At 69.0% G+C, this 2,036-nt stretch carries 2 protein-coding genes; both read right to left on the reverse strand.

Annotation, left to right across the window (positions count from 1 at the left end; genetic code table 11):
* The coding region (locus ACGFIG_RS30720; protein ID WP_393008879.1) for a M23 family metallopeptidase at positions 1-668 on the reverse strand (668 nt) is incomplete at its 3' end.
* A 216-nt stretch (positions 669-884) separates the two neighbouring features.
* Entirely contained in the window at positions 885-1,877 is a 993-nt protein-coding gene (locus ACGFIG_RS30725) for an alpha/beta hydrolase (RefSeq protein WP_393008877.1), read from the reverse strand.
* Positions 1,878-2,036: the final 159 nt, after the last annotated feature.

The following is a 2,036-nucleotide window of genomic DNA, read 5'->3' on the forward strand; positions in this document are numbered from 1 at the left end:
TTGACGGAGGTGCCGGCGAAGGTGCTGCCGGTGGAGGTGGAGACGTAGACGTCGTTGAGGGTGCCCTGGGTGAAGGCGACGATGTCGTCCTTGCCGTCGCCGGTGAAGTCCGTCGGCGAACCCGCCAGATACCGACCACCCGACGGTGACGATCCGCAGTTGTCGCTGACCAGGTACTTCTGGTTGTACTGGCCGGGATACGGCGCCAGCGACATCCCGTTGATCACGATCGTCTGCCCGACGCCGTTGTAGAGCTGCTCGTAGTGGATGTGTGCCCCGGACGAGTTGCCGGTGCTGCCCGTGGTGCCGATCTGCTGGCCCTGCTGCACGTACGCCCCGTCGGGCACGGAGTAGGAGCTGAGGTGGAAGTAGTACGTGGTCCATCCGCCGCCGTGGTCGATGACGATGTAGTTGCCGGCGCCGCTCGGCTGCGAGTACCGCCGGGCCACGCCGGCGGCGGAGGCGAGCTGTGGCGTACCGGCGGTGGATCCTCCGTCGGCCCGCACGAAGTCCAGGGCCAGTCGGACCTCGGCGCTGTGGTGTCCGTACGTCCACCGCTGCCCGCACGGGAACGGGGCCTTGAAGTTCGGTGCGGCGAGCGCGGGAGAAGAGGTCGCCACCGCCCCGGTCAGTACGCCGACCGCCAGGGTGAGTAGGGAGACCAGGATGCGACGCACCCTGCTCCTCGAATGCCGTGACATGGGTGACTCCGGTCAGGGAAGAGTCGGACGGGTGGGTCGCGCACCGTCAGGGCCCGGGCGGGGCTCGTCGCGCGCGGAAAGGACCGGCTGCCGGGCCGAAGGCACCGATCCGGCAGCGGTGTGCCGGTACGGCTGACGACGCGTCGCCGTGGGTGCGTTGGCGGCGCGTCGTCAGCCGGGAAATCAGCCGGCGCGGCGCAGGCGCGCGAGCATCCCGTTGAGGTCCTGGGCGAAGATGTGCTGCCGGAAGAAGTGGCCGCCGGGCTCCTCCCGCCACTCGTGCGGGATGCCGGCGTTCCCCAGGGCCGCCCGGAACTCCCGCTGGCCGGCGAGCACCTGGTTCTCGTTCACCGTGTCGAACCAGTTGACCGGGTCCGGAGAGGTGCCGGCGACCAGGAAGATGCGCTTGTTGCGGTAGCTCTCGATGCGCTGCACCGGGTTGTCGGCGCTGACCCGGGCCTCGTTCCACAACGGCGCGCCGTAGACCGTGCCGCCGCCGAGATCCAGCGCGGCGGAGGTCGCGTTGGCCCAGTGCACGACGAGCCCGAAGTCCCGACGCAGGCTGGCCGGGCCGGAGTGGGAGCTGACCGAGCAGAAGTGCCCGTAGTACTTCGCGGTGTACTTGAGGGCGCCGAAACCGCCCATGGAGAAGCCGGCCACGGCGCGGCCGTTGTACTCGGGGAAGGTGCGGAAGTTCGACTCGATCCACGGCAGCAGCTGCGCCATGTGGAACGTCTCCCAGTTGCGGGGCCCGGTGTTGCTGCTGACCGGGTTCGAGTACCACCCGGTGGAGGCGTCCGGCATGACGACGATGAGTTCCCTGCCGGCGGTCAGGTTGATGATGTTGTGGTGCATGTGGAACTCCCGGAAGTCTGAATTCCCGCCATGCAGCAGGTACAACACCGGGTAGCGCTTGCCGCTGGTGTGGTAGCCGTCGGGCAGCAGGACGTTGACCGCCGGGTCCCACTCGATGGCGTCCGTGGCGAACCGGTAGTACTGGAGCCGGCCGTAGTTCTCGTGCGCGACGATGTGCAGACCGTGGCCGTCACCGGCGGCGGCAGCCGGCCCGGAGGCGGCGAGGGCACCGCCGAACGCGCCCGCGGCGGCGACGCCCGCAGCGCCGGTCAGCAGCCGTCGGCGGCTGACGGACTGACGGACGGCAGGGATGTTGTCCATGGATCCTCCATCGGGGATGGGACCGCGCCGGGTGGCGGCGCGGAGCTTTCCTTCGTCTACGCGGGACGTGTCAGAGGGTGGTTTCGCCGTTGAGGCCGAAGTAGTCGTGCCATTTGGTGCTGGGGTTGAAGGTGGTGCCGGTGGAGAGTCCTACGTAGA

It is taken from the genome of Micromonospora sp. NPDC049048, from assembly GCF_043197615.1.
Taxonomy (GTDB): Bacteria; Actinomycetota; Actinomycetes; order Mycobacteriales; family Micromonosporaceae; genus Micromonospora.

Excerpts from the sequence above, each read along its gene's own strand:
- ACGFIG_RS30725 (WP_393008877.1), bottom strand. The coding sequence starts at position 1,877 with ATGGACAACATCCCTGCCGTCCGTCAGTCCGTCAGCCGCCGACGGCTG.